Here is an 18,081-nt window from a genome sequence, read left to right as displayed (position 1 = left end):
GCGAGACGGCGCACAGGCACGGCGAAGCGAAGCACACCCCTCCACGGGGTACGGCAGTTACATCAATCAGAGTCTGCCGCGGGCTCCTCGAGGCCGGTCACCGTTCCACCGCCGCCTGTTCGCACGTAAAGGGCGGGATGTACGGGGGCGCCGGGTCGAGGGTTCGCATGAGGGGGATGGTCCACTCGACCGGGACCCGCGGTAGTCGGAAGCGCGTCTGTTCCGCGTACGACACCGGGCGTGGCATGAGGTCCGGCCTGGTGGCGGGTGGCGGGGGAGTCGGAACGGGAATGGGCTGCCGTTCGAGGGTGGCGGCTCGGTGGCGGAACAGCGCCCTTTTCACTCGTCCGAGTGATCGTGATACGAACTGCATTGTCGGTCTGCGTCTTTCAGATCGGCCATGCCCCCGGACCGCGGCCACGGTCGCGGGGGTCCTGTATGTCTAGTCAACGGCGCTGAGTCCGGCCTGACTTGCACACTTCTTGCACACTCGCCACGCGTGACGCGGTTGGGAGTGGGAACATGAACGGCGCGAATGTTCCCGGGCCCGGCGCCAATATCGCGGCGCTCCGTAAAGATCGCGGATTGAGCCAGGTCGCTCTGGCTCGCCGGTCAGGTGTTTCCGTCTCCCTCCTCAGCAAAATCGAAGTGGGAGACCGAGCCTTAACGCAGGGCGTAGCCGCATCACTGGCCAGGGCAATGGGGCTGACCCTGGACCAGGTGCTCGGGCGGACGCCCGGTGCGGATTTGTCCGATCTCGGTCATGCCATTCGTCGTTTCGATCTCCCTGGAGAACCACCCCCCAACCCGGAGGGTTTGGTGCTTGAGGTGGAGATTCTGAATCGGCATCGGTGGAACAGCGAGCTGGCCGAGGTGTCGGCGAAGCTTCCGCGATTGCTGGCCAAGGTGACCAACCATGCGCACGCGACGGGGCGTCCAAGCGACTGGACTCTTGTCGCCGACGTCTACAGCGTGGTCTATTGGCTTGCCGCCCGGCACAGGTGGATGCACCTGGCCGAGCTGGCCACCATGAAACAGCGGCTGGCGGCGGAGCGGGCCGATCCGATTGCGGCCATTGTGGCGGCGAGGGACGATGCGGGTACTTTCTTGAACTCGGGCGACTTCGCCGGTGGGCTGGCCATTGTCGACCGTGCCATCGTTCAGGCGGAATCATCACTGCGAGCGCGCGAACGAGCCTTTGGGCTGGGCATTTTGCACCTCCGTGCGCTGACCCTGGCCGGGCGGTTGAGGGACAAGCAGACGACGAACCGGCACATTGAGGCCGCGTGGCGTGCGGCGGAAGAATTCCCGCAGGACGTTGCCGAGCACGGAATCCACTTCGGCCAAGAGAATACGGCCACGCACGTCATCTCCACGGCTTCCGATATGGAGCGACACCGTGAAGCTCTGGGCACCGCGGAGGACTTGATTCGCGCGGGTCTGACACTTCCGGCAACCCGTGTGGGGCCTCTGTACCTGAATATAGGCCGCTCTCAGCTGGCCCTAGGGGACCGTGACGCAACCATTGAGTCCCTTGAGAAGGCGTGGGACGTGGCTCCCGAAATGGCTGCCGTTCATCCGACCAGTCTGGAGCTTACGCGCGTACTGACATCGCTGCATAAGCGCAGCAATCCACGCCTGACCAGGCTGGCGAAGCGGGCCGGAATCATGATGTGAGCCACGTCCCCGGCGGGCTCACCGACCCTCGGCGCCGAGAGGATGCGCTGACGGGCTTGCGGGACCATCCAGGAGGTTGGCGCGCTGGGTTCGCCACCACGGCAGAAGTTGAACGACACCCCACGCCACCTCCACCACCAAGAAGGCCCACAGAACCCGCGTGACACCCTGGGCCAACGCGTACGCGAGCCACATGGAGAACAGCGTGCGGGCGACACCGTCGAACAGCCCGTGGACCGGCAGGGGCTTGACGATACGGAGCAGCGCCCAGACGACCACAACCGAGCCCATCAGATTCGCGTAGAGGATCTGCACGGGGTCGACGGCGGGCAGGACGCCGAGCCCGAGGGCGTCGCCCAGCGAGTTCAGGGCGTCGTGGATCAGCGCATAGGTCCACGGCGTCGCGAAGCCCGCCGTGACGACGAGGTCGTACCAGGCGCTTGCGCGTACGGCGCGGAGATAGGTGTGGCGGGAAGGGGCGAAGAGACGGTTCATGGCGAGGCTCCTGCTGATCTCGGCGGCGACGTGCAGCTGCGGCCTCACGCTAAACAGTGGAGTACGCTCCAAGGTCAAGTCCACCATCGGGCGGAGAGCCATGCGTATCGGGGAGCTGGCCGCGCAAGCGGGCCTGAGCAAGGACACCATTCGCTTCTACGAGAAGATCGGCCTCGTCAGCGGGCGGCGCCTGCCCAACGGCTATCGCGACTTCTCTCCGGAGACCGTGACCTGGCTGCACTACGTCCGCACCGCGCAAACGCTCGGCTTCTCGCTGGCCGAGATCGGGCGGAACTTCGAGGAACTGCGCGATGCCCCGGACTCCGCCGAGGCGTTGTCCGCGCTGTTCGAGGAGAAGATCCGGGTGATCGACGCGCGGATGGCCGAGCTCGCGGCCCTGCGGGCGGACCTCGACGCGCGGGTCGGTACGGGGTGCCCGTTGCGTGTGTCGTAAGTCTGGGGCCGCCCATACGCGCCCATGCGTCGGCACAACATGAACACGACCGCTGCGACCAGCAGATAGCCGGGCACGAGCAGTACCGCGTCGGGGGTCGTCTGGCTCGCCGACCAGCCCGCGTCGCGCCGGTCGCCCTCCAGCGCTACGCGGTTGACGGTGAGAAAGGTCAGGTGGGTGCCGATGGCGGCCCAGAGCGGGGCCTGGCCGACGGCCGTCCGGGCCGCGACGAGGGTCAGCCCGAAGATGGGGAGCAGGATCAGGTAGGAGGCCGCGTCCTGTCCCGGTGGCACGATGCCGATGGGGGCGGGCTCGGCGCCGGTCACGTGTGCGGTGGCCGCGTACGCCACGGTCGACGCACCCGGTACGAGCAGGAAGACGGCCGTCGTGCCGAGTGCCGAGGCGGTGCCGCCGAACCGTTCGCGCAGGGCGGTCCAGGCGTAGCCGCGCAGCGTGGTCTCTTCGGGCAGGGCTTCGAGCAGAAGCGCGATCACCGCATTGGTTATCAGGAAGCCGACAAGGGGCAACGGGTCCGGGCGCGACCAGCGCAGCAGGCCCCCGGCCGTCCCGGCGCCGAGGACGAGCACCGCCGACGCCGCCGTCACGCCTACACCGGTGACAAACGCCCGCAGGCCGGCCCGGGCACCGCCGAGGCCCAGGGCCTTGAGCGATGCGCCGCGCCTCCGTACCGCGAGAGTTACGGGGACGAGGGCCAGCGCGCTGACCAGAACGGCCGGGACCAGCCGGGCCGCCGTCCCGGTGAGGCCGACCCTCTCCGCGGCGACCGAGCCCGCCGCCGTGCCGATGCCCAGCGCGGCGGCCATGACCAGGCCGCCGGCGAGAGCCCTGACCAGGGCGCTGGGTCGGGAAGTGGCGGGTTGCCCGCCCGGGTGCTGCCTCGTCATGTGCCCGTCCTGGCTGAGCTGGTGATCGGTCCGCCGTGCTGCTGCCAGTCTCGGTTCCGTTTCGGCCGCGAACCTCGTGACCGCTGATGAGACGCGCGTACATCCTTCGAGGTATTCCGGATGAGAGGTGTTCCGGGTCGGCGGTATTCCGGGTCAGCGGACCTTGGCGAAGAAGGCGCGCATATCGGCGGCCACGTCGTCGGGTCGCTCCATGGCCACGAAGTGGTGGCCGCCCGGGTTGTCGGTGGGCCAGTGGACGATGGTGTTGTGGCGCTCGGCGAGCCGCCGGATGCCGGGGGCCCCGCTGTAGACGCCGGTGGGCACGGCCTTCTGGCCCTCCGGCCAGCCGAAGCCCGTGCTGTCGTACATGGGCCAGGAGGAGGAGCCGAAGGTGTCGGTGAGCCAGTAGAGGGTTGTGTTGGTGAGGATCAGGTCGCGGTCGATCAGCTCCTCGGGGAGTTTGTCGGCGACGGTGAACTCCTTGAACTTCTGGATCATCCAGGCCAGCGCGGCGACGGGGGAGTCGTGCCAGCCGTAGGCGAAGGTCTGCGGGGCGGCGCGGAGCAGGGCGTGGTGGGGGACGCCGTTCATCCACTCGGCCTGCTGGAGCTGTTCGAAGACCGCCCGTTCGTCGGCGGTCAGCTCGGGGAGGTCGGCTTCGGTGGGGAAGCCGAGCCCGGCGATGATGTAGACGCCGACCACGTGCTCCGGTGCCGCCTTGGCCACTTCGGGGGCGATGTACGCGCCGAGGTCCCCGCCCTGGACGCCGTAGCGGTCGTAGCCGAGGCGCTGCATCAGGCGCACCCAGAGCCCCGCCACCCGGGCGACGGTCCAGCCGGTTTCGCGGGGCGGTGCGGAGAAGCCGTAGCCGGGCGGGGACGGGACGACGACGTGGAAGGCCTGGGACGGGTCGCCGCCGTGTGAGCGGGGGTCGGTGAGGCGGCCGATGAGGTCGGTGAACTCGATGAAGGAGTTCGGCCAGCCGTGGTTGAGGATCAGCGGCAGCGCGTCGGGTTCGGGTGAGCGTATGTGCAGGAAGTGGATGTCCTGTCCGTCGATCTCGGTCATGAACTGGGGGAATTCATTCAGCCGCGCCTCGTGCCGGCGCCAGTCGTAGCCTCCCTGCCAGTAGTCGGCCAGCTCCTTGAGGTGGGCCAGGGGCACGCCACGCCTCCAGCCCTCGCCGGGGAGCCGGCTCGGCCAGCGGGTGTTGGCCAGGCGGTCGTGGAGGTCGGCTACATCGGACTGGGGGATGTCGATGCGGAAGGGGCGGATGGGGCGCGGTTCATCGCTCATGGGGCGACTGTAGGAGTCATCTAGGCCGGATCCTGGCCTAGATGGCCCGGCGCCGCGGTAGCGGTAGCGGGTGGCCGTCACCGCCTGGAGGTCGAACAGTTCAGTCCCGTCCGCCGAGGGCCTTTGCCACCGCCCATTGCGGTCGGTGAGGCGTCGGCGGACGTCCTTCCACTTCCAGCGGTGCAGCGCCATCCACCAGCTGATCACCCGGTGCCAGGTGAAGCTGGCCAGGGAGCTCAGGGGGGCTTTGCAGACCGCGTGCTTGAAGTAGTTGGCCCAGCCGCGCATGATCTGGTTGCGCCTGATCAGTACGTCCCCGGGGTTCTGCTGCGACATTCTGTTCGTCAGGGCGCGGATCTTGTCCTTCAGCTGCCGGATGGGTCGGTCGGCGATGAAGGTGTAGCCGTGCCACTTGTCCGTTCCTCGCTTGCGGGCGCCACTGGATGCGGAACCCCAAGAAGTCGAGCCCCTCCGACATGTGCACCACCTGTGTCTTCGCCTCGGAGAGACGAAGACCGAGCGGTTGCAGCACGTCGGAGATGTCCTCGCGCAGCGCCTCGACGTCGTCGCGTTCGCCGTCGACCAGAACCACGAGATCGTCCGCGTAGCGGACGATTCGCGGGGAGACGCCGGAACGGGAGGCGGGATCGTGCAGTGCGGCGAACGCGGACAGGAACATCGCGCGCTCGAGCTGCCGGTTGCCGCCTCCGGGCGCGTGTTCGCCGTGGATCGAGGTCTCCGACGACCTGGTTGCCGGGGCGAGGCCGGCATAGGAGGCCAGGTGGGCGGCGGTGGGGGAGCTGGTGCCGTCGCCGACGGTGACCAGCAAGGTGGCGGCGGTCCTGACCGCGACCCCCGGTATCGAGGTCATCCGATCGACGGGGGGAACAGTCATGCCGGGCCCGGAGGCCAGCGGCCCTCTTGCAGGACCGCGAAGAACATAACTGTGAGAGATCTTCTGCGGCCCGGGATGGTTCAGCGCACATCGTCGTCCTGTAGACCGGGCGTCCGGCGGAAGGATAGAGTACGAGTTTGTCAACTGAGGTTACAAACGGCGTGAGTCCGTCACGGAACAGGACGACTGAATGACGCATGACATCGTGCCCACTTCTGGTGCCCTGGAGGGCGTCGACGAGATCGGGGCGCTGACTGCGGTCCGGCCCAGTGCGCGACAGGTGGCCTGGCAGTCGATGGAGTTCTATGCCTTCATCCATTTCGGCATGAACACGATGACCGACCGCGAGTGGGGGCTGGGCGGCGAGGATCCGGCCCTGTTCGACCCGTCCGACTTGGACGTCGATCAATGGGTGTCGACGATCGCCGCGGCCGGGATGACGGGCGTCATCCTCACCGCCAAGCATCATGACGGCTTCTGCCTGTGGCCCTCGCGGGTGACCGCGCATTCCGTCGCAGCCTCCGGGTGGCGGGAGGGGAAGGGCGATCTCGTGCGGCTCGTGGCCGATGCGGCGCGACGATACGGTCTCAAGTTCGGTGTCTATCTGTCGCCGTGGGATCGCACAGAGGCCACGTACGGCTCGGGGAAGGCATACGACGACTTCTTCGTGCGTCAGCTGGAGGAGCTGCTGTCCGGATACGGCGAGGTGTTCTCGGTGTGGTTCGACGGCGCCAACGGCGAGGGCCCCGACGGCGCACACCAGCGGTACGACTGGGAGCGCTACTACGCAGTCGTGCGGCGTCTGCAACCCGGCGCGGTGATCTCGGTCTGCGGGCCGGACGTCCGGTGGTGCGGCAACGAGGCCGGACACACCCGGCCGGACGAATGGAGCGTCGTGCCCGCTGCGCTGCGCGACGCCGAACGCGTTGCCGATCACTCGCAGCACGTCGACGACGGAGCCTTTTCGCGGCTCGTCCGGAGCGGCGACGAGGATCTCGGCAGCCGCGCGGCCCTCGCCGGCCGACTCGACGATCTCGTGTGGTACCCCGCCGAGGTGAACACCTCCATCCGGCCGGGGTGGTTCTACCACAAGCACGAGGACGGCTCCGTTCGCTCCGCCGACGAACTCTTCGGTCTGTGGTGTGACGCGGTCGGTGGGAATGCGTGCCTGCTGCTCAACGTGGCGCCCGATCCCCGCGGCTTGCTGGCTGCGCCCGACGTTGCTGCCTTGACGGGGTTGGGCGAACGCATCCGGGCGTTCCGGAACGGAGTGCTGGACGCGGACGTCGCGCTGTCGTCCGGGGCGCCGCGCACACACGCGGGCGAGCCGGTGGCCGACTGGTCGGTACTCGCGCGCCTGGCCGGGGACGCGGCAGCGCCGTGCGTGTGGCGCCCGGAGGCGGGCGATGCCGTGCCGGCCGTCTCACTCGTCCTGGCCGGTTCCACCGATATCGGAGCCGTGGTCATCCGCGAGGACATCACCCGGGGGCAGCGCGTCGAACGGGTCGTGGTGATCGGGGTGGCCGGTGGGCGCGAAGAGGTGCTGGCCGAGGCGGACTCGGTCGGTTACCAGCGCATCCTGCGCTTTCCCTCGCGCGTCGTCGACGAGGTCAAGGTCAGGATCGACGCATCCCGCGGGCTTCCGGCGATCCGTACGGTCGCAGTGATCGATGCCGAGGGTGCGCGGTCCGGTGGGTGAACCCCGTGCGCGGACGGTGCCGTGGCGGGCGGACACCGAGAAGTCCTGTTGGATGTCTTTATGACACGTACGCCTGACGACCCCGCCACACGTTCTGGGGCCGACCTTGGATGGCCGCAGCTGCACCCGACGACGCAGGCGGCATACAACCGCATCCTGTGGAACGGTGGACTCTCCAAGAGCGAGGTGGCGAAGAAGCTCGGTCTGTCCCGCACCCGGATGACAGCGATCGCACGCGATCTCGAGGCCGCGGGTCTCATTGTCGAAGGCGGCAGGGAGCAGAGAGCCAGCACGGGGCGTCCCGCGGACGTACTGCTCGCCAGGACCGACTTCTTCCACTTCCTCGGCGTGCACATCCGCGCGGGCGAACTCGTCGTAGCGGGGATAGACCTGACCAACAAGGTGGTCTGGGAGCGCCGACAGCACGTCGACGAGCTCGGCACGTCGGTCGTCGGTGCGCACTGTCGCACCTGGCTGGACGAGGCGAAGTCGAGCGGGTTGCGCGTGGCCGGCCTGGCCGTATGCGGCTCCACGGAGCGGATCGACGGGGCTGGGGACGGCATGGGCCTCCACGCCGTGGTTCCCGAGGCGGCCCGGTCGGCGTGGGAGAGGGAGTTCGGTATCCCGGTGTGGGCCGAAGACGACGTCGTGGCGCTCACTGCGTTCGAGCAGTGGCCGCGCCTGGCCGAGGGGCAAGACAGCATGGCGCTCATCTCGCTCGGGCGGGAAATCGGCTTCGGACTGGTGGCCGACCGCAAGATCATCCTCGGCGCGCATCGCAGGGCGGGCAGGTTCTCGCACGTCCCGGTCGCGTCCGACGGCGCGTGGTGCCCCCGCGGCCATCGCGGTTGTCTGTGGGTGGAGAGTTCCACGACCTCGATCGTGAACGGTGTCGCCGGCGCGCGGACACTCGGGGAGGTCATCGATCGAGCCGAGGCGGGCGAGCAGACGGCGCGCGAGCGGCTGGCCCGCGCCGCGCGTGGGCTCGGCGCGGCGGCCGGACACATCCTGAACCTGCTCGACCCCGACAAGGTGATCCTGACAGGCGACAGCCCGCCGATCCTCCGCTCGCGTACCGAGGACTTCGAGGAAGGGATGCGCGCGGTGTACACCGTGCCGGACCAGCCGGTCATCGAGGTCACCGTGTTCGACTTCCTCGACTGGGCGCGCGCAGCGGCCGGCCTGGCCCTCTACCGACGGCTCGCCGGAGCCGAGCAGTGAGCGCGCGGGCGGGCCGAACGAGAGTTTGTCACCTCTATTGACAAACCTTCGGTGGGCGGACGATGCTCATCGCCCGTGAGCGGCGGAGCCCGCTCCGGGTCGAAGGAGACTCATGCGCACCACGAAGTCCCGCAAGATCATGGCCGCGGTGGCCGCCATAGCCGTCACCGCACTGCTCGTTTCCGGCTGCTCAGATGAACAGGACTCGACCTCCGATGGTGGGAAGGTCACCCTGCGGTACTGGGCATGGGCGCCCGGAAGCGCAAAGGAGGTCAAGGAGTTCAACCGGACGCATCCGAACATCAAGGTGATCCACACCGACGCCGGCGGTGGCGTGCAGTCGTCCGCCAAGCTGCTGGCCGCGATCCGCGCGGGCAACGCCCCCGATCTCGCGCTCGTGGAGAACACGGCCCTGCCTCGCATGATCGTCTCCGGCGCGCCGTTGGACATCACCGACTACGTCTCCGACGTACGGAACGAGTACTCACGCGGCTCGTGGGCCCAGACGACCTTCAGTGGCCGTACGTACGCACTGCCGCAGGACGTCGGTCCCATGGCGCTGCTCTACCGGAAGGACATCTTCGACCGGTACGGCATCGACGCGCCCGTGACCTGGCAGGACTACCGCGAGGCGGCCGCCAAGATCAAGGCCCGGAACCCGAAGCTGACGATGGCTTCCCTCAGCACCGACGGATGGGGCTGGTACGCCGCCGTGGCGGGGCAGGCCGGCGACAACTGGTGGTCGATCGACGGGGACAAGTGGATCGTCAACATCGACGGTGCGAAGTCCCGCAAGGTGATGCGGTTCTTCCAGAAGATGTACGAGGACAAGCTGATCGCGGCCGATCCGATCCTGACGCCGACCTACAACCAGAAGCTGAACGACGGCACCATGCTGTCCTGGCCCTCCGCCGTGTGGGCCCCTGGTGTCATCTACGGTGTGGCTCCGAAGACCGCCGGGAAGTGGGCTCTCGCGCCCTTGCCCCGGTGGAACGCGGACGACCCGACGGTCTCGTTCCAGGGCGGTTCCTCGGTCATCGTCACCGCCAAGTCCAAGCACCCCAAGGAAGCTGCCGAGTTCGCGAAGTGGCTCAACGCCGGCGACAAGGGCGCGAAGATGATCCTCAACGTGCAGAACGGCTATCCCGCGGCGCTGTCAGGACAGAAGGCCGCCACGTCGCAAAAGCCCCCGGCTCTCATGCCGCAGCAGACCGACTACTACAAGACCGTCGCTGAGATCTCCAAGCACACCCGCCCGGTGACCTGGGGCCCGAACACGGATGTCGCCCAGTCCGCGTTCACCGACGCGATGAACGCGGCCGTTCGGAACGGCACGTCATGGGAGCAGGTCCTGACCACCACTCAGAAAGCCGTCGTGGACGACCTGAAGAAGCAGGGGTTCGAGGTGAGCGAGGGCTAGAACGGCGAGCAGAGATACGCAAAGCGCCAGAGAGGTTATCCATATGACCACCCGAGTCGTTGCCGACAAGGCCGCCCGGTCAGAAACCGTGGACGTTCCGCCGCAAACGCGTCGCCGTCGTCGCCGCAGTATCGCGCCATACCTGTTCAGCGCACCCGCGATGGTGTTGTACACCGTCTTCACAGTGATCCCCGTGGTGTACGCGCTCGGTTCCAGCTTCTACGCCGAGCGGCGGACCGGCGGTGGCCCCCTCGGTACCCGGTCCACGGTGTTCGTCTGGTTCGACAACTACGTCTCGGTCCTCGAAGACGGCCATCTGATCGATGGACTCCAGCGTCTGGCGGTCTACGGGGTCATCGCCGTGCCGTTGACCCTCGGGCTCGCGCTGCTGTTCGCTCTGTTGCTGGACACGCCGGGGGTGAAGCTGCGGCGTTTCGGGCGCATGGCGATCTTCATCCCCTACGCCGTACCGGGCGTGGTGTCCGCGCTGATGTGGGGGTTCATGTACCTGGCGGGGACGAGCCCGTTCTCGTACGTCACCCGATCCCTCGGCTGGGGGGACATCCCCTTCCTCGATACGAGCGGGATCTATGGCTCGCTCGCCAACATCTCCATCTGGGGTGCGACCGGGTTCAACATGCTCGTCATCTACACGGCGTTGCGCGGTATCCCCCACGAGCTGATCGAGGCGGCCCGCCTGGACGGGGCCAGCGAGATCCAGATCGCCCTCCGGGTCAAAGTGCCGCTGGTCAGGCCCGCGCTGATCCTGACCTCGATCTTCGCGCTGCTGGGATCTCTCCAGCTCTACGGCGAGCCGCTGATGCTCAAGCCCCTGACGAACGCCATCTCCAACACGTGGGCTCCGCTCATGTCGATCTACCAGGACGCGTTTGTCCTCGACAATCTCCATGACGCGGCGGCGGCGTCGATCATCCTCGCCCTGGGTACCGCGGTGGTGTCGGTCGGCGCCCTCGCGCTGGTCCGCATCTCGACGCGACGGGGGATGCGATGAGCACGATCAACGACGTGTCGCGCCAACGGACCAAGATCGTCCCCACGCTCATCATGCTGGCGGGTGCGATCTACAGCCTCCTCCCCGTGGCCTGGGTGTTCGTCGCTGCCAGCAAAGCCCCGAACGAGCTGTTCAACTCCTTCACCCTCGCACCCGGAACCGGTCTGCTCGACAATCTCGGCGACCTCTTCTCTCACGACGGCGGCGCCTACGGATTGTGGGCGTTGAACTCGCTCCTGTACGCGGGCGTGGGCGGCGCCCTGTCCACGCTCGTGTCGGCCTCCGCTGGCTACGCCCTGGCGAAGTTCGAGTTCCGAGGTGGCCGGATCTTCTTCGTCGCGATCCTCGTGGGGCTGCTCATCCCCGGCATCACCCTCGCGGTACCGCAGTACCTGCTGCTGTCCGATCTGCAACTGGCCGGCACCCAGTGGTCAGTGCTGCTCCCGAGCGTTCTCAGCCCGTTTGGTATCTATCTGTGCCGGGTGTACGCCGCGAGCGCCATCCCGACGCAGATCCTCGAAGCCGCGCGGATCGACGGCGCCGGCGAGTGGCGAATCTTCCGCAGTGTCGTGTTCCCCCTCATGGGACCGGGGATGGTGACGGTGTTCCTGCTGCAGTTCGTGGGCATCTGGAACAACTTCCTGCTGCCGTACATCATGCTCTCCGACACCCGGACCTTCCCGCTCACGGTCGGGTTGAACTCCCTGCTCGAGCGCGGCTCCGGTTCGCCGTCCCTCTACACGCTCGCCATCACCGGCGCCGCGCTCGCGATCGTTCCCCTCATCGTCCTGGTGCTGTTCCTGCAACGGTTCTGGCGCCTCGACCTCATCGCCGGAGGAGTCAAGGGATGACCTGGTCCCACATCGACAACGCCTGGCCCACGCGCGGGCTGAGCTACGGAGCCGACTACAACCCCGAGCAGTGGGACAAGGAGGTGTGGAAGAAGGACGTTCATCTGATGACGCAGGCCGGCGTCAACATCGTCTCGCTCGGCATCTTCTCCTGGGGCCTCATCGAAGTCGCGGACGGAGAGTTCGACTGGGACTGGATGGACGAGATCGTCGACCTCCTGGCGGACAACGGCATCGCCATCGATCTCGCCACACCGACGGCCGCGCCCCCGGACTGGCTGCTGGCGGCACACCCCGAGATCTACCCCGTCGAACGCGATATGCAACCGCACTGGCCCGGTGCCCGGCTCGGCTGGTGTCCGAGCAGTCCGGTCTTCCGTGCATACGCGCTACGCGTCGTCCGCGCACTCGCCGATCGCTACGGCCATCGAGATCACGTCGTGATGTGGCACGTCAGCAACGAGTTGGGCGGTGGCAACGGCCGTTGCTACTGCGACACTTCGGCAGCGGCGTTTCGCGGATGGCTGCAACGCAAGTACGGGACTCTCGAAGCTCTGAACCAGGCGTGGGGAACCGCCTTCTGGGGCCACACCTACCGCGACTTCGCACACATCATCCCGCCGCGCGGTGATGACGCGAAGAATCCCTCCCTCGTCCTCGACTTCGACCGCTTCTCCTCGGACGAGCTCCTGGCGCATTACCTTGCCGAGCGTGAGGTACTCAAGAGCATCACGCCCGAGCTCCCCGTCACGACGAACTTCATGGTAGGCGCCGAGCCCGATGTCGTGGACTACCCCCGTTGGGCACGGCACATGGACATCGTCGCCAACGACCACTACACGCGCTCATCCGACCCGCTCCCCGAGCAGGACGTCGCCTTCTCCGGAGATCGCATGCGAGCGATGACGACGCAGCGCCGTCCGTGGATGCTCATGGAGCACTCGACCAGCGCCGTGAGCTGGCAGCCGCGCAACCGTGCCAAGACGCCAGGAGAGCTGATCCGCAACAGCCTGAGCCACGTGGGTCACGGCTCCGACGGCGTCCTGTTCTTCCAATGGCGCGCCTCCCGGGCCGGTGCGGAGCAGTTCCACTCGGCGATGGTTCCCCACGCGGGCGAGGACACCGAGGTCTATCGCGACGTCTGCAAGCTGGGCCGCTACCTGCAGCGTCTCGCCCCGGTCATGGGTTCACGCACTCCCCAGGCCCGTGTCGGCATCCTCTTCGACGACGAGGCCGGCTGGGCGATGATGAAGGGTGTCAAGCCGAACAACCACCTCAACTATGGTCGCATCGTCCGCGACTGGCATCACGCGTTCTGGCGGCTGAACGAGAGCATCGAGGTGCTCCCGCCCTGGTCCGACTTCACCGGGTACGAGGTACTTGTGGTGCCGGGGCTCTTCCTGACCGACGACGACACGGCGGCGCGCGTGAGCGCTTTCGCCGAGGCGGGCGGAACGGTCGTGGTGAGCTTCCTCTCGGGGATCGTGGACGAGCACGATCAGGTGAGGCTTGGCGGGTATCCCGGCGCGTTCCGTGAACTCCTGGGCGCGTGGTGCGAGGAGTTCCGGCCGCTGCAGGACGGCGAGACGCTCACCCTCGACAACGGGTGGTCCGGCACGGAGTGGACCGAACTCGTCCACGTGCACGACGCCGAGGTGATCGCTCGGTATGCGGGAGGTCACCTCAGCGGTCGTCCAGCGATCACCTCGCGCTCACTGGGGGCCGGGGGCCGTGCGGTCTACGTCTCGGCCGGACTCGACAGCGATGCGCTCCTCGCATTGGCACGTTCGTTTGTGCCCCCCACCGGCGTGGCGAACGTGCCGAGCGGGGTGGAAGTGCTCGTGCGCCGCAACGACGAGGAGGTCTTCACCTTCTTCGTCAACCACGTCGACAACGACGCGGTCATCACGGCGCAGGGCCGGGAGATGCTCACAGACCTACCGGTCAGCGGGGAGTTGTGCATACCGGCCGGCCAGGTGCGGGTTGTGAGGTCAGATGCCGTGAGCTGAGCTTGGTTCCGCGTATGTACACGACGTGTCACGAACACCCAAGAAGGGGCCGCCATGTGCCCGGACCGCACCGCGGGCCTCTCTACGCGGGCCCCCTGTTGCCGGTGCGCTGTGACGAGCTGCCCGACGCCGTCAGGCGGTGGGAACGCACCGATGCGGTACGCAAGTACGGGGTCCAGCCGGATGCCCTGCTGGGCATAGCCGAGCTGCTGACACGGATTGCGAGAGAAGCTCGCGCGAACAATGAGCAGATGTACTGCAAAGTGTCCCTCTGACGCGTCTTCGGTGGATCGTCGGTCGGACCGTGATCTCCAGGTACATCGCCCCGAACTCGTGGGGCGCGGCCGGAAGATCACCCAGCTTGGGATCGACTGTGGCAGACCCGACACGATATCGGTGCGTTCGCGGTGGGCTTGGTCCGGCCGCACGCCGAAGCCACGGCGTGTCGCTGAGGTGTATCTGCCACAGGCTGGATACCGGGACCCGCGGTCGTCGCGGCGACCGTCGGAGCCGTCCAGGTCGGATCCTGGCCTGGACGGTCCGACACCATGGACGCCATGAGCACCCCATCGGCCCGGCTGCTGACCCTGTTGTCCCTGTTGCAGACCCCGCGCGAATGGCCCGGCAGCGAGCTCGCCGATCGTCTGGGCGTCAGCCCTCGTACGGTCCGGCGGGATGTCGACCGGCTGCGCGAGCTGGGATATCCGGTCGAGGCGAGCATGGGGGCCGCCGGGGGATACCGGCTCGCCGCGGGCAAGGCCATGCCGCCCCTGCTGCTGGACGACGAGGAGGCGGTGGCCATCGCGGTCGCGCTCAGTACGGCGGTCGGCAAGCCGGTGAGCGGTATCGAGCAGGCGTCCCTGCGTGCGCTGGCCAAGCTGGAGCAGGTGTTGCCGTCCCGGCTGCGGCACCGGGTCGGGGCCTTCCGGGCCGCGACGGAGTCTCTGTTCACCGAGAGCGCCACGCCCGTCGACCCGCATGAGCTCGCGATGGCCGCCGCGGCCGTGGCCGGCCATGAACGGCTGCGGTTCGCCTACCAGGCGGGGGACGGCAACCGGACCCGGCGGTTGGTCGAGCCGCACCGGCTGGTGCTGGCGGGGCGCCGCTGGTATCTGCTGGCGTACGACACCGAACGCGACGACTGGCGGATCTTCCGCGTGGACCGGATGGCCCGCCTCCAGCCCACCGGCGTACGCGTCCCGCCCCGCGAGCTGCCCGAGAAGGACGCGGCCGCCTTCGTCACCCGCAGGATGTATTCCCTCGCGCCCACCTACGAGGTGCGGGCCACGCTCTGTCTTCCGGCCGCCCAGGCGGCACAGCGGCTGGGCGCCGCGCCCGGCGAGCTGCGGCCGATCGACGAGAACAGCTGTGAGCTGCACGGACGCGCCGATACGCTGGAGTGGCTGGCGTCCCGGCTGCTCATGCTGGGCTGTGAGTTCCAGGTGCATGAGCCCCCGGAGCTGCTGGCCCATCTGCGCGTGATCGGGGACCGCGCCCTCCGGGCCGCCGCCCCACGACCGTGACGTTGTGGTGGCTTGCGATGGCTTTGGGACAGCGCCACGCCGACGCCACGGCGTGCCGCTGTCCCGTACGCACCGCAAACTCCGGGCCGGGCGGCACCGGGCTCACAGACCGGCGGCCGCCCGCAGCTTCGCCGCCCGGTCGGTGCGCTCCCAGGTGAACTCGGGGCGCCCGAAGTGGCCGTACGCGGCGGTCCTGGCGTAGCCGGGGCGCAGCAGGTCCAGGTCGCGGATGATGGCCGCGGGCCTGAGGTCGAACACCTCGCTGATGGCGTCGGTGACCCGCCGCACGGCCACCCGGGCGGTGCCGAAGGTCTCGACGAACAGGCTGACCGGCTCGGCCTTGCCGATGGCGTACGCGACCTGCACCTCGCAGCGGTCCGCGAGCCCCGCGGCCACCACGTTCTTGGCGACCCAGCGCATGGCGTACGCGGCGCTGCGGTCGACCTTGGACGGATCCTTGCCGGAGAACGCGCCGCCGCCGTGCCGGGCCACGCCCCCGTACGTATCCACGATGATCTTGCGGCCGGTCAGCCCGGCGTCGCCCATGGGGCCGCCGATCTCGAACCGGCCGGTGGGGTTGACCAGCAGCCTTACGTCGTCGGTGGCCAGCCGGATGCCGTCGGCGCGCAGGGCTTCCAACTCCGGCTCGACGACGTGGGCGCGGATGTCGGGGGCGAGTAGCCCGGCGAGGTCCACATCGGCGGCGTGCTGGCTGGAGACCACCACGGTGTCGAGCCGAATCGGCTTGCTGCCCCGGTACTCGACGGTCACCTGTGTCTTGCCGTCGGGGCGCAGATACGGCACGGTGCCGTTCTTGCGTACGGCCGTCAGGCGGCGGGCCAGCCGGTGGGCCAGCATGATCGGGAGGGGCATCAGCTCGGGTGTCTCGTCACATGCGTAGCCGAACATCAGGCCCTGGTCGCCCGCGCCCTGGCGGTCGAGTTCATCGACCACCGGGCCCGAGCTCGCCGGGCCCGTCGCGTCTGAGGTCTCGCGGATCTCGTACGCCGTGTCGACCCCCTGCGCGATGTCCGGCGACTGGGCGCCGAGGGAGACCGAGACACCGCAGGTGGCGCCGTCGAAGCCCTTGGTGGAGCGGTCGTAGCCGATGTCCAGGATGCGTTGCCGGACCAGGGACACGATGTCCACGTCCCCGGCGGTGGTCGAGATCTCGCCCGCGATATGCACCTGGCCCGTGGTGAGCAGCGTCTCCACCGCCACCCGGGCGCGCGGGTCCTTCTCGAGCAGGGCGTCCACGATGCTGTCGCTGATCTGGTCGGCAATCTTGTCGGGGTGGCCTTCGGTCACCGATTCGGAGGTGAAGAGGCGTACGGACATGGTGCGTACTCCCTTGTATGGGATGAGAGAGGTGCTCCCCGGCGCGCGGGGTCACGCCGGGGAGCTGGGGAGGTGGCCTCAACAGGGGGTGGCTGACACGGGGATGGCCGGGGGTGATCAGGAACAACGGGTGATCAGGAACGGCGGGCGAGCAGCACCCGGTGCATCGGGGTGTCGAGCAGACCGATCCGGCGCAGCCCCGCATCGGCGAGCCACTGGTCGTAGTCGTGGACGGTGAAGGCGTCGCCGCCGCCGGTGGCCAGCATCGACGCGGCGAACAGCCGGAAGAACTTGTTCTGGACCGAGCCCTCGCCGCCGTCCTCGTCGACGATGTGGTCGGCGATCGCGATCACCCCGTCCTCGGTGAGCCCCTTGACCGCCTTCAGCAGCAGCTCGCGGGCCGACTCGGGGGTCTGAAGGTGGAAGATGTTGACGAACAGCGCCAGGTCGGTGCCGCTGCCCCAGTCCTCGCTCCAGAAGTCCACGGTCTCGCCCTGGAACCGCTCGGCGACCCCCAGCTGCGTGGCCTGCCGGGTGGCGATCGGGATGATCCGCTCGGCGTCCAGGCCGCGGGCGGTCAGCTCGGGGAACTCGCGCAGGAGCAGGTGGCTGTAGATGCCGGTGCCGCAGCCGACGTCCAGGAGGGTCGCGGAGCGGCCGGTGGTCCAGCCGAGTTCGCGCAGCGCGCCGGCCAGCGAGCGGGTGATCGGCGGCGCCCAGAAGTTGATGCCGCGGACCAGCGAGGTGTAGTCCTCCTCCGATATCTGGTTGAGCTGCTGCGCGCCCTCGGCGGTGCGGGCGCCGGAGCGGACGTTCTCGGCGAGCCGGCGCCACGCGTTCCAGGCCACATTGCGGTCGTGGCCGATCTTCCCGGCGAGGCTGAAGAGCCCGTCGGGGGCGAACACGCCGTGCAGCTCGGCCGGGAGGGTGTAGACGGCCTGGCCGTCCTCCCCTCTGCTGCGCTCGACGACGTCGTACGCGTACAGGCCGTCCAGCAGGACCCGGGTGGCCCGCAGATCGGTGTCCAGCACCTCGGCGAGCTGTGCGGCGGTGGCCGGGCCGACGGTGAGGGCGGCGAAGGCGCCGAGGTCCTGGGCGGCCTCGATGACGCCTGGAGCCCACATGCCGATCAGGTGCTCGTACAGCCGGTGGGCGGCCCGGACCTCGCCGTCCACGGCCTCCGGGAAGGCGGTGGTGTCGACGAGCGGGGTGAGGTTGGCGGAGGCGGTGGTGGCAGTGGTGGCGGTGGTGGCGGTGGTGGCGGGAACGGTCATGAGGCCGGCTCC

At 68.4% G+C, this 18,081-nt stretch carries 13 protein-coding genes and 4 pseudogenes; 9 read left to right on the top strand and 8 right to left on the bottom strand.

Annotated features, from left to right (window positions below; genetic code table 11):
- Positions 1–522 precede the first annotated feature (522 nt).
- Complete coding sequence (locus tag ACH4U7_RS21205; protein ID WP_398529390.1) at positions 523–1,677, top strand: helix-turn-helix domain-containing protein; 1,155 nt, start codon at positions 523–525, stop codon at positions 1,675–1,677.
- Between the two features lie 18 nt (positions 1,678–1,695).
- On the opposite strand, the gene ACH4U7_RS21200 is transcribed toward ACH4U7_RS21205, so the two are convergent.
- A complete protein-coding gene (locus tag ACH4U7_RS21200; RefSeq protein WP_398529389.1) occupies positions 1,696–2,172 on the bottom strand; it encodes a hypothetical protein in 477 nt (158 codons plus the stop codon).
- Positions 2,173–2,272: 100 nt separating this feature from the next.
- Between ACH4U7_RS21200 and ACH4U7_RS21195 the strand changes: the two genes are divergently transcribed.
- Positions 2,273–2,626: a MerR family transcriptional regulator gene (locus tag ACH4U7_RS21195; RefSeq protein WP_089512981.1), complete on the top strand. Its 354-nt coding sequence runs from the start codon at positions 2,273–2,275 to the stop codon at positions 2,624–2,626.
- Positions 2,627–2,802: 176 nt separating this feature from the next.
- Here ACH4U7_RS21195 and ACH4U7_RS21190 read toward each other — a convergent pair.
- From ACH4U7_RS21190 to ACH4U7_RS21170, 5 genes and pseudogenes are all read right to left on the bottom strand, one after another.
- Positions 2,803–3,450, bottom strand: a pseudogene (locus ACH4U7_RS21190) (type II CAAX prenyl endopeptidase Rce1 family protein); the annotation flags it as partial.
- 234 nt (positions 3,451–3,684) lie between these two features.
- Positions 3,685–4,827 carry an epoxide hydrolase family protein gene (locus tag ACH4U7_RS21185; RefSeq protein ID WP_398529430.1) on the bottom strand — a complete coding sequence of 381 codons (1,143 nt, stop codon included), beginning with the start codon at positions 4,825–4,827 and terminating at the stop codon, positions 3,685–3,687.
- 213 nt (positions 4,828–5,040) lie between these two features.
- A pseudogene (locus ACH4U7_RS21180) lies at positions 5,041–5,163 on the bottom strand (group II intron maturase-specific domain-containing protein); the annotation flags it as partial.
- Between the two features lie 166 nt (positions 5,164–5,329).
- Positions 5,330–5,419: pseudogene (locus ACH4U7_RS21175) on the bottom strand (hypothetical protein); the annotation flags it as partial.
- A 39-nt stretch (positions 5,420–5,458) separates the two neighbouring features.
- Positions 5,459–5,698, bottom strand: a pseudogene (locus ACH4U7_RS21170) (transposase); the annotation flags it as partial.
- A gap of 214 nt (positions 5,699–5,912) precedes the next feature.
- Between ACH4U7_RS21170 and ACH4U7_RS21165 the strand changes: the two are divergent.
- From ACH4U7_RS21165 to ACH4U7_RS21135, 7 genes are all read left to right on the top strand, one after another.
- Positions 5,913–7,421: an alpha-L-fucosidase gene (locus ACH4U7_RS21165; protein ID WP_398529388.1), complete on the top strand. Its 1,509-nt coding sequence runs from the start codon at positions 5,913–5,915 to the stop codon at positions 7,419–7,421.
- A gap of 60 nt (positions 7,422–7,481) precedes the next feature.
- Positions 7,482–8,642, top strand: coding sequence for an ROK family protein (locus ACH4U7_RS21160; RefSeq protein WP_398529387.1), 1,161 nt, complete (start codon positions 7,482–7,484; stop codon positions 8,640–8,642).
- 112 nt (positions 8,643–8,754) lie between these two features.
- Positions 8,755–10,062 (top strand): ABC transporter substrate-binding protein, encoded by a 1,308-nt coding sequence (locus ACH4U7_RS21155; protein ID WP_398529386.1) that lies wholly within the window; start codon positions 8,755–8,757, stop codon positions 10,060–10,062.
- Between the two features lie 160 nt (positions 10,063–10,222).
- Positions 10,223–11,074 (top strand): carbohydrate ABC transporter permease, encoded by an 852-nt coding sequence (locus tag ACH4U7_RS21150; RefSeq protein ID WP_398529385.1) that lies wholly within the window; start codon positions 10,223–10,225, stop codon positions 11,072–11,074.
- A complete protein-coding gene (locus ACH4U7_RS21145) occupies positions 11,071–11,925 on the top strand; it encodes a carbohydrate ABC transporter permease (RefSeq protein ID WP_398529384.1) in 855 nt (284 codons plus the stop codon). Before ACH4U7_RS21150 ends, ACH4U7_RS21145 begins: the two co-directional genes overlap by 4 nt.
- A complete protein-coding gene (locus tag ACH4U7_RS21140) occupies positions 11,922–13,934 on the top strand; it encodes a beta-galactosidase (RefSeq protein WP_398529383.1) in 2,013 nt (670 codons plus the stop codon). The genes ACH4U7_RS21145 and ACH4U7_RS21140 overlap by 4 nt, the downstream gene beginning before the upstream one ends.
- A 557-nt stretch (positions 13,935–14,491) precedes the next feature.
- Entirely contained in the window at positions 14,492–15,457 is a 966-nt protein-coding gene (locus tag ACH4U7_RS21135) for a helix-turn-helix transcriptional regulator (protein ID WP_398529382.1), read from the top strand.
- Between the two features lie 102 nt (positions 15,458–15,559).
- On the opposite strand, the gene metK is transcribed toward ACH4U7_RS21135, so the two are convergent.
- Together metK and ACH4U7_RS21125 are read right to left on the bottom strand one after the other, a co-directional pair.
- On the bottom strand, positions 15,560–16,795 hold the full coding sequence (gene metK, locus ACH4U7_RS21130) for a methionine adenosyltransferase (RefSeq protein ID WP_398529381.1): 1,236 nt from the start codon (positions 16,793–16,795) through the stop codon (positions 15,560–15,562).
- A 134-nt stretch (positions 16,796–16,929) separates the two neighbouring features.
- Positions 16,930–18,069, bottom strand: coding sequence for a class I SAM-dependent methyltransferase (locus ACH4U7_RS21125; RefSeq protein WP_398529380.1), 1,140 nt, complete (start codon positions 18,067–18,069; stop codon positions 16,930–16,932).
- Positions 18,070–18,081: the final 12 nt, after the last annotated feature.

Source organism: Streptomyces sp. NPDC020845, from assembly GCF_044334165.1.
Lineage (GTDB): Bacteria > Actinomycetota > Actinomycetes > Streptomycetales > Streptomycetaceae > Streptomyces.
This window is presented reverse-complemented; position numbering and strand designations above follow the sequence as displayed.

Bases quoted from the DNA above. Each gene is read 5' to 3' on its own strand.
- ACH4U7_RS21160 (WP_398529387.1), top strand. From the start codon at position 7,482: ATGACACGTACGCCTGACGACCCCGCCACACGTTCTGGGGCCGACCTT.
- ACH4U7_RS21195 (WP_089512981.1), top strand. From the start codon at position 2,273: ATGCGTATCGGGGAGCTGGCCGCGCAAGCGGGCCTGAGCAAGGACACC.
- ACH4U7_RS21185 (WP_398529430.1), bottom strand. From the start codon at position 4,827: ATGAGCGATGAACCGCGCCCCATCCGCCCCTTCCGCATCGACATCCCC.
- metK (WP_398529381.1), bottom strand. From the start codon at position 16,795: ATGTCCGTACGCCTCTTCACCTCCGAATCGGTGACCGAAGGCCACCCC.
- ACH4U7_RS21125 (WP_398529380.1), bottom strand. From the start codon at position 18,069: ATGACCGTTCCCGCCACCACCGCCACCACCGCCACCACTGCCACCACC.
- ACH4U7_RS21140 (WP_398529383.1), top strand. From the start codon at position 11,922: ATGACCTGGTCCCACATCGACAACGCCTGGCCCACGCGCGGGCTGAGC.
- ACH4U7_RS21200 (WP_398529389.1), bottom strand. From the start codon at position 2,172: ATGAACCGTCTCTTCGCCCCTTCCCGCCACACCTATCTCCGCGCCGTA.
- ACH4U7_RS21205 (WP_398529390.1), top strand. From the start codon at position 523: ATGAACGGCGCGAATGTTCCCGGGCCCGGCGCCAATATCGCGGCGCTC.
- ACH4U7_RS21165 (WP_398529388.1), top strand. From the start codon at position 5,913: ATGACGCATGACATCGTGCCCACTTCTGGTGCCCTGGAGGGCGTCGAC.
- ACH4U7_RS21145 (WP_398529384.1), top strand. From the start codon at position 11,071: ATGAGCACGATCAACGACGTGTCGCGCCAACGGACCAAGATCGTCCCC.
- ACH4U7_RS21155 (WP_398529386.1), top strand. From the start codon at position 8,755: ATGCGCACCACGAAGTCCCGCAAGATCATGGCCGCGGTGGCCGCCATA.
- ACH4U7_RS21150 (WP_398529385.1), top strand. From the start codon at position 10,223: ATGGTGTTGTACACCGTCTTCACAGTGATCCCCGTGGTGTACGCGCTC.
- ACH4U7_RS21135 (WP_398529382.1), top strand. From the start codon at position 14,492: ATGAGCACCCCATCGGCCCGGCTGCTGACCCTGTTGTCCCTGTTGCAG.